Origin of the sequence: Lysobacter antibioticus HS124 (genome assembly GCF_000336385.2) — a bacterium.
Classification (GTDB): Bacteria; Pseudomonadota; Gammaproteobacteria; order Xanthomonadales; family Xanthomonadaceae; genus Lysobacter; species Lysobacter firmicutimachus.
This window is the reverse complement of record NZ_HG424559.1, coordinates 138,751-146,552: the sequence shown is the minus strand read 5'-3', so window position 1 is coordinate 146,552 and position 7,802 is coordinate 138,751. Positions and strand designations below refer to the sequence as shown.

Below are 7,802 nucleotides of genomic sequence, written 5' to 3'. Positions count from 1 at the left end.
CCTTCGGTCAAAAGTAACCAAAGAAAACGCCATGGCGGTTTCGGATCAAAAGCCACTACGGGACGAAGCGTGCGCGGGGCTGCTCCGCACAGGCCCTCCCTGGCCGGGCTGCGCACGGCCCGCCTCCCTGCGGGCCGCCCTTCGGCGCTTCAGGGCGTTCTCGCGAGTTCGATGCGGCGCCAAACTCTTACGGCAACGGCAACGGCAACGGCAACGGCAACGGCAACGGCCTATGCCGCTCCAGGTGAGCAAGGCTTTGGTCGGGGCGGGTCAGGGCGGGGCTTACAGCAACTCCAGCACCCGCTCCGGCGGCCGGCCGACCACGGCGCGGCCGGCGTGGACGAAGATCGGGCGTTCGATCAGGCGCGGGTGGGCGGCCATGGCCGCAATGAGCGCGGCGTCGTCGAGGCTGGGATTACCCAGGCCGAGTTCGCGGTACTCGTCTTCGCCGCTGCGCAGCAGTTCGCGCGCGGACAGGCTCAGCAGTCCGAGCAGGGCGCGCAACTGCGCGGCATCGGGCGGCGAATCCAGGTACGTCACCAACGCCGGCTCCAGGCCGCGTTCGCGCAGCAGCTCCAGCGCGCCGCGCGACTTGGAGCAGCGCGGGTTGTGGTAGAGGCGGGTAGGGGCGAGATGCGGGTCGGTGGTCATGGTGCGGATTCTCGTCAAGGCGCAGAGGCGCGGGGACGGCATCCGCGCCGGCGCGCTGCGCCGGAAACGAAAAAAGCCGGCTTGCGCCGGCCTTTTCGTACAACTGGTGGGCGGTGCAGGGTTCGAACCTGCGACCCTCGCCGTGTGAAGGCGATGCTCTACCGCTGAGCTAACCGCCCGAGTCTTATCGGGCCGCAAAGTGTAATCGGGCTTTTCCGGACTGACAAGCCTCGGCGTGAAAATTTCACCGAAGCCCGGCCGGCGGGGCGTGCCGGCTGCGATTGGGTTCGCGTTCGTGCAGGGACGGCAGGGCGAGCGCGAACACGGGACCCCGTCCGTCCCCGTGTCGCTCGCGCGGCCGTGGCGGCGTCCGGCGAGGCCTGGGGCACGGCCTTGGATTCGCACTTACTCCAACTGTTCCTTGGCGTAGGCCGCGTCCAGCGCCTCCATCGCGTCCAGCGGCTTGAGCTTGGCGGCCTTTTCGTACGCCGCCGCGGCCGCGTCTTCCTGCTTGTCGCCGTGCAGGAGCAGCAGCACGTTGCCGTGCTCGATGTGGGCGATGGGCGAGTCCGGGGTCAGCTTGAGTGCGGTCTTGATGTGCTTCTCGGCGTCGGCGGCCTTGGCGCCGTAGGTCAGGCCGCCGATCATGCCGCCGATCTTGTCGATGATCTCGGCGTGGTACAGCGCCATCGCGGTATGCGCCTCGGCGTGCTTGGGCGCGAGTTCCAAGGTGGCGTCGAGCGCGTTGCGCACCTTGCCGGCGATGCCGGCCTTGAGCGCCTTGGCGATGCTCAGCCCCTGACTGTAGCGGCCCAGGGCGAAGGCGTGGCGGTAATGGCTGTTGGCCTCGTCCGGCAGCGCCTTGACCGCGGCTTCGGCGATCTTGGCCGCCTGCTCGTAGCGCCTGAGCTGTTCGTCCTCGTCCTCGACCAGATAGGTGGCGTGGATGCCCAGCGCCTTGACCGCGACCGACGCGCCGACCGGGCCCAGCGCCTGGCCAGCGTCGAAAGCGGCCTTGAAATCGCCGCGATGGAACGCCCGCCAGGCCTCTTGCAGCGCATCGGCCAGCGCATCGGCATCCAGGCCCTTGGGCGCGGCCTTGCCGGCGGCGTCGATCAAGGCGGCGGCGCGCTTGGCGTCCGGGTAGGGCTCGGTGTCGCCGGCATGCAGCTTGGGCCAGGCTTTCTTGAGGGCGTCGCCGGCATAGGCATAGGCCTTGGCGTCGTGGGGAAAAGCGGCCCAAGCGGATTTGGCGGCCATCTGCGGTCCTTGTCGACAGGTCGGGTTGGGCAGCATCCCGCCGCGGCCGCGCGCTGGCAAGAGGGCGACCGCGGGCGTGCGGCGGCGGTCGCGGCTAGTGTGAATGCTCGATGCCGGCGGCCCACAGTGGCGTCCTGAAACCCCCCTCCCCGGGCGGTCGTGCGGAGCGAACCATGGCAGCTGTGAAGCGCAACAAGCCGGCGGCGAACAACCCCACCCCCACGTTGCGTCATCTCTGGCTGGCCGGCCTCGGCCTGGCCGTGATCGCACGCCGCGAAGCGCTGGCGAGCGGCGCGCGCACGGTCGACCGGATCGGCGCGCTGCAGCGCCGCGCCCAGGGTCTGGTCGCCGACGCGCGCGACAACGTGCGCGGCGGAATCGAGAGCGTGCGCGGCCAAGTCGAGCCGACGGTGGTGAAGTTCAGCGCGGAAGTCGAGGCGCGGCTGGCGCCGGTGCTGGACAAGCTGGGTCTCAAGGGCGGCAAGAAGCAGCGCCGCGGCGCTCGCAAGCCGCGCAAAGCGGCCAAGCCGGCCCAGGCACGGCGCGGCGCGCGCAAGCCGGCGCCGCGGCGGACGCGCCGGGCCTGATCCGAAGCACAGACGAAAAGGGCGCTGCGGCGCCCTTTTCGTTGCGTGGAGCGCGGTCCGGCGCGTTTGCCGGATCGGGGCGGGGCATGCGCCCGGTGTGGCGCTTGCCGCGTTCGCGGCGACGGGCCTCGACGCCGCCGGCCGCCGCGCCGCGACCCCGGTCCCATTCCATCGGCCGGTCGCGCGTACGGTCGGGCCCGCGATGGCCTAAACTCCACGGTTCCCGTCGCCGTTCCGGCGGCGTCCCACGTTGCCCTCACAGCGCGCCGAGCCGATGTCCGCAGAACCGATCGATTTCCACGCCTACCCGGACGCGTCCGGTCACTTCGGCCGTTTCGGCGGGCGCTTCGTCGCCGAGACCCTGATCGCCCCGCTGGAGGAACTGGCCGCCGCCTACGATGCGGCGCGGGTCGACCCGGCCTTCATCGCCGAGTTCGAGCGCGACCTGGCCCATTACGTCGGCCGACCCAGCCCGATCTACCATGCCCAGCGGCTCAGCGACGAGGTCGGCGGCGCGCAGATCCTGCTCAAGCGCGAAGACCTGAACCACACCGGCGCGCACAAGATCAACAACACCATCGGTCAGGCCCTGCTCGCCAGCCGCATGGGCAAGACCCGCATCATCGCCGAGACCGGCGCCGGCCAGCACGGCGTCGCCAGCGCCACCGTGGCCGCGCGCCTGGGCCTGGAGTGCGTGGTCTACATGGGCGCGACCGACATCGAGCGGCAGAAGATCAACGTCTACCGGATGAAGCTGCTCGGCGCGACCGTGGTGCCGGTGACCAGCGGCTCGCAGACCCTCAAGGACGCGCTCAACGAAGCGATGCGCGACTGGGTCACCAACGTCCGCGACACGTTCTACATCATCGGCACCGTCGCCGGCCCCGACCCGTATCCGCGCATGGTGCGCGATTTCAACGCCGTGGTCGGGCGCGAGGCGAGGGCGCAGATGCTGGCCGAGTACGGCCGCCTGCCGGATGCGATCACCGCCTGCGTCGGCGGCGGCAGCAATGCGATCGGCCTGTTCCACGCCTTCCTCAACGACCCTTCGGTGCGCATCGTCGGCGCCGAAGCGGCCGGCGACGGCATCGACAGCGGCCGCCACGCCGCGTCGCTGGCCGCCGGCCGTCCGGGCGTGCTGCACGGCAACCGCACCTACGTGCTGTGCGACGACGACGGCCAGATCATCGAGACGCATTCGGTCTCGGCCGGCCTGGACTACCCGGGCGTCGGCCCCGAACACGCCTTCCTCAAGGACGCCGGCCGCGCCGAGTACGTCGGGGTCACCGACGAAGACGCGCTGGCCGCGTTCCGCACCCTGGCCCGCACCGAAGGCATCCTCGCCGCGCTCGAGTCCAGCCACGCCATCGCCCAGGCGATCAAGCTGGCGCGCGCGATGCCGAAGGATCGGGTCGTGCTGTGCAACCTGTCCGGGCGCGGCGACAAGGACGTGCATACCATCGCCGGGCGCGAGGGGCTGCACTTCTGACTTTTTCCTTCTCCCCCTCGCGGGAGAAGGCGCCCGCAGGGCGGATGAGGGCGCGCGCCCGATCCGACGTTCGCCGACGCCGACGACCCTCACCCCACCCCTTTTCCACACGCGGACGAGGGGTTAAAGCCGAAGCCTTTCATCCATGAACCGAATCGACGCCAAGTTCCAACAACTGCAAGCCGCCGGCCGCAAGGCGCTGATCCCGTTCCTGACCGCCGGCGATCCCTCGCTGGAGTCGACCGTGCCGGTCATGCACGCCCTGGTCGCCGCCGGCGCCGACGTGCTGGAACTGGGGGTGCCGTTTTCCGATCCGATGGCCGACGGGCCGGTGATCCAGCGCAGCTCCGAGCGCGCGATCGCGCGCGGCGCCGGGCTCAGCTGGGTGCTGCGGGCGGTGCGCGAGTTCCGCCGCGACGACGCCGACACGCCGGTGGTGCTGATGGGCTATCTCAACCCGATCGAGATCCGCGGCGCGGCGCGCTTCGCCGCCGATGCGGTCGCCGCCGGCGTCGACGGCGTGCTGCTGGTCGACCTGCCGCCGGAAGAAGCGGACGAACTGCGCGGCGCCTTCGCCGACACCGGCCTGGCGCTGATCCTGCTGGCTTCGCCGACCACCACCGAGCAGCGTCTGGCGCTGCTGTGCGAGGGCGCGCAGGGCTATCTGTACTACGTCAGCTTCGCCGGGGTGACCGGCGCCGACCGGCTCGACGCCGGAGCCGCCAACGACCGCCTGCACGGCATCCGCGCGCGCAGCCGGGTGCCGGTGGTGGCCGGGTTCGGGATCAAGGACGCCGCCAGCGCCGCGGCGATGGCGCGCGAGGCCGCCGGCGTGGTGGTCGGCAGCGCCCTGGTCGCGGCCCTGGCCGAGGCCGGCGACGCGGCCGCCGCCCGCACCGCCGCCGACTTCCTCGCCCCGCTGCGCCAGGCGCTGGACGCGCGCGCCTGAACGGCCGGCGGCGGACGCCCGCGTCCGCTGCGCTAAACTCATCCGCCGGTGCGCGGCGGCGCCTGCCGCGCCGCGCCCGTCGGTACCTCATCCGTGGTTGCCTGAACAGGAAGATTTCATCGCATGTCTTGGCTCAAGAAACTCATGCCCTCCGGCATCCGCACCGAGACGGTCGCGGCCAAGCGGCGCAGCGTCCCCGAGGGCCTGTGGGAGAAGTGCGAGAGCTGCGGCGCGGTGTTGTACCGGCCGGAGCTGGAGGAGAACCTGGAAGTCTGCCCCAAGTGCGGCTTCCACATGCCGATCCGCGCCCGCGTGCGCCTCACTGCGTTCCTGGATGCCGGCAGCGCGCAGGAGATCGCCGCCGAGCTCAGCCCGGTCGACGTGCTCAAGTTCAAGGATCAGAAGAAGTATTCCGAACGCTTCAAGGCGGCGCAGAAGTCGACCGGCGAGCGCGACTCGCTGGTGGCGATGACCGGCACCCTCAAGCAGCGTCCGCTGGTGGCCTGCGCGATGGACTTCGCCTTCATGGGCGGCTCGATGGGCTCGGTCAGCGGCGAGCGCTTCGCCCGCGCCGCCGAGCGCGCGCTGGCCGACCGCGTGCCGCTGGTCTGCTTCGCTGCCAGCGGCGGCATGCGCATGCAGGAAAGCCTGTTCTCGCTGATGCAGATGGCCAAGGCCTCGGCCGCACTGGGCCGCTTGCGCGACGCCGGGCTGCCATTCATTTCGGTCATGACCCATCCCACCTTTGGCGGCACCACCGCCTCGTTCGCGATGCTCGGCGATCTCAACCTGGCCGAGCCGGGCGCGCTGATCGGTTTCGCCGGCCCGCGCGTGATCGAACAGACCGTGCGCGAAAAACTGCCCGACGGTTTCCAGCGCAGCGAGTTCCTGCTCGAGCACGGCACGGTCGACCAGATCTGCGACCGACGCGAAATGCGTGATCGCCTCGCGCATCTTTTGGCGCTGTTGATGAAACAATCGCAACCCGAAGACGACGCAGAGGCGGCGGCTTGATCGCAGCGGCCCGACCGCGCGCGTCATGGGGGACCGCTGCGGCGGTCCTCGCCGTCTGTGGACTCGAGCGCGGGCTGGATGGCCATGGGGCGCGATCGGTGTCGGCGGCGTCTTCGATCCTGTCCCGATCACATCCAGCGCCCGCGTCCTGGTGCGACGCGCCGCGCTACCTGGAGGTTGAACTGCATGGCTCGTAAGTATTTCGGCACCGACGGCATCCGCGGCCGCGTCGGCGAAGGCCCGATTTCCGCCGATTTCGTCCTGCGCCTGGGCAACGCCTACGGTCACGCCCTGACCCGGCGCGGCTGGCGCAATCCGATGGTCATCATCGGCAAGGACACCCGCATCTCCAATTACATGTTCGAAGCCGCGCTCGAAGCCGGGCTGGTCGCCGCCGGCGTCGACGTGCAGCTGATGGGGCCGATGCCGACCCCGGCGGTCGCGCACCTGACCCGCTCCCTGCGCGCCGACGGCGGCATCGTCATTTCCGCCTCGCACAATCCGCACTACGACAACGGCATCAAGTTCTTCTCGGCCGAGGGCGAAAAGCTCGACGACGAGACGGAGCTGGCGATCGAGGCAGCGCTGGAACAACCGTTCCGCACCGTCGAGTCCGAGCGCCTGGGCAAGGCCGTGCGCACCCGCGACGCGATCGGCCGCTACGTCGAAGCGTGCAAGAACTCGGTGCCCAAGGGCTTCGATCTCAGCGGCATGCGCATCGCCATGGATTGCGCCAACGGCGCGACCTACCAGACCGGTCCGCTGGTGCTGGGCGAGCTCGGCGCGCGGGTCGACGCGATCGGCATCGATCCCAACGGCCTCAATATCAACGACGGCGTCGGCTCGACCCATCCGCAGACCCTGGTCGCGCGGGTCCAGGCCACCGGCGCCGACCTCGGCATCGCCTTCGACGGCGACGGCGACCGGGTGCTGTTCGTCGACAGCGAAGGCCGCGTCTGCGACGGCGACGACCTGCTGTACGTGCTGGCCACCGACTGGCAGCGCAGCGGCCGCCTGCAGGGGCCGGTGGTCGGCACCCTGATGACCAACTACGGCCTGGAACGCGCATTCGAACAGCGCGGCATCGGTTTCCTGCGCGCCAAGGTCGGCGATCGTTACGTGCATCAGCAGCTGATCGCCCACGGCGGCGTGCTCGGCGGCGAGGCCTCCGGTCACCTGTTGTGCCTGGACCGCACCAGCACCGGCGACGGCATCGTCAGCGCGCTGCAGGTGCTGGAAGTGCTGGGGCGCAACGGCATCAGCCTGCGCGACGCGCTCGACGGCCTGTACCGGGTACCGCAGAAGACCGTCAACGTGCGCTACGAAGGCGAGGCCAAGCCGGCCGAAGCCGCCTCGGTGCAGGAGGCGCTGCGCCAGGCCCAGGCCGCGGTCAGCGGCCGCGGCCGCGCCTTCCTGCGTCCGTCCGGCACCGAGCCGGTGGTGCGGGTCACGGTCGAGGCCGACGACGAGGTCTTGATGCAGTCGACCCTCGATACGCTGTCCGCCGCGGTGCGCGCCGCCGCGGCCTGACCCGCGGGCATCGTCCACCGTCAACGCACCGGCGCCCTCGCGCGCCGGTGCGTTTTTGTTTTTGGCGCAAGATCCGCGGGGTAGGGGGGCAAGTCGCGCCCCCAGTGCGCGCAGCGAATCCAGTGCCGACGTCTCCAGCGCCGACCTCATCGACCGGAGCTCGAAACCGTCGCGGGGTAGGTGCGGCGCAAGCCGCGGCCGCGTCCTTCACTCTTGCCGCGTCTTTGCCCTACGCCCGCTTGTAGGAGCGGCGCAAGCCGCGACCGCGTCCTTTCGGTCTAGCGGCGTCTGTCGTTCGAAGGCCTGTGAAGCTTTAAAGCTC

General features: G+C 70.5%; 7 protein-coding genes and 1 tRNA gene. 5 read left to right on the top strand and 3 right to left on the bottom strand.

Annotated features, from left to right (window positions below):
- Positions 1-282: 282 nt before the first annotated feature.
- The 3 genes from arsC to TX83_RS18930 all read right to left on the bottom strand — a co-directional run bounded on the left by arsC (position 283) and on the right by TX83_RS18930 (position 1,911).
- The gene (arsC, locus tag TX83_RS18940) at positions 283-651 is read right to left on the bottom strand and encodes an arsenate reductase (glutaredoxin) (RefSeq protein ID WP_064749550.1); all 369 of its coding nucleotides are present in this window, start codon (positions 649-651) and stop codon (positions 283-285) included.
- A gap of 104 nt (positions 652-755) precedes the next feature.
- Positions 756-830, bottom strand: a tRNA-Val gene (locus TX83_RS18935).
- Positions 831-1,056: 226 nt separating this feature from the next.
- Positions 1,057-1,911 carry a hypothetical protein gene (locus TX83_RS18930; RefSeq protein WP_064749549.1) on the bottom strand — a complete coding sequence of 285 codons (855 nt, stop codon included), beginning with the start codon at positions 1,909-1,911 and terminating at the stop codon, positions 1,057-1,059.
- 173 nt (positions 1,912-2,084) lie between these two features.
- Here TX83_RS18930 and TX83_RS18925 point away from each other — a divergent pair, with 173 nt between their 5' ends.
- The 5 genes from TX83_RS18925 to glmM all read left to right on the top strand — a co-directional run bounded on the left by TX83_RS18925 (position 2,085) and on the right by glmM (position 7,480).
- Entirely contained in the window at positions 2,085-2,498 is a 414-nt protein-coding gene (locus tag TX83_RS18925; RefSeq protein WP_075575263.1) for a hypothetical protein, read from the top strand.
- A gap of 274 nt (positions 2,499-2,772) precedes the next feature.
- A complete protein-coding gene (trpB, locus tag TX83_RS18920; protein WP_064749547.1) occupies positions 2,773-3,987 on the top strand; it encodes a tryptophan synthase subunit beta in 1,215 nt (404 codons plus the stop codon).
- 145 nt (positions 3,988-4,132) lie between these two features.
- Positions 4,133-4,936, top strand: coding sequence for a tryptophan synthase subunit alpha (gene trpA / locus TX83_RS18915; RefSeq protein WP_064749546.1), 804 nt, complete (start codon positions 4,133-4,135; stop codon positions 4,934-4,936).
- Between the two features lie 123 nt (positions 4,937-5,059).
- Entirely contained in the window at positions 5,060-5,950 is an 891-nt protein-coding gene (accD, locus tag TX83_RS18910) for an acetyl-CoA carboxylase, carboxyltransferase subunit beta (RefSeq protein WP_064749545.1), read from the top strand.
- A gap of 186 nt (positions 5,951-6,136) precedes the next feature.
- Positions 6,137-7,480 carry a phosphoglucosamine mutase gene (glmM, locus tag TX83_RS18905; RefSeq protein ID WP_064749544.1) on the top strand — a complete coding sequence of 448 codons (1,344 nt, stop codon included), beginning with the start codon at positions 6,137-6,139 and terminating at the stop codon, positions 7,478-7,480.
- Positions 7,481-7,802: the final 322 nt, after the last annotated feature.